Here is a 448-nt window from a genome sequence, read left to right as displayed (position 1 = left end):
CAACAGACTAACGTGTCTGTATCAGCATTTGTTAAGCAAAACCCTAACTCAGAGTTCAGCCGCCAGCTTGTACAAGCTGACACTCAAATTCGTAGCTGGAAAGGTATTTCTGAATACTCTGATCAGTTGTTAGAAGTTCGCTTGGCAAATGAAGCCATGATAACAGCATGGCAAAGTGGCGAGGTCGAGCCATTATTTGCATTTGAACCAAGTGGTGATGATGAGAATTGGCAATACATCGAAGCATTTGATGTTTATGGCAACATCCATCAACTCGATGTTTACCAGCTCCCTGAGGTACCTGTACTTGTCGTTGATAACAATAGCTCTGCAGAGCTAAAAGCAGGCTTGCAAGCTATGCAAGCTGAGATGAAAAAACTCGGTCAACCAGCTTTAGTTCAACCATATATTGCTGATGAACAACGCCAAAATACACCGCTATTGTCAA

1 protein-coding gene is annotated in these 448 nt (G+C 42.6%); it reads left to right on the top strand.

Annotation, left to right across the window (positions count from 1 at the left end):
* Window positions 1-448, top strand: a 448-nt coding sequence (locus IQR33_RS15520; RefSeq protein ID WP_193843816.1) for a DUF3103 family protein, incomplete at both ends; no start/stop codon positions are given.

The organism is Vibrio sp. OPT46 (assembly GCF_015163535.1).
Classification (GTDB): Bacteria; Pseudomonadota; Gammaproteobacteria; order Enterobacterales; family Vibrionaceae; genus Vibrio; species Vibrio alginolyticus.
Note: the sequence above shows the minus strand (reverse complement) of the source record. Positions and strands in the feature narration are given on the sequence as shown.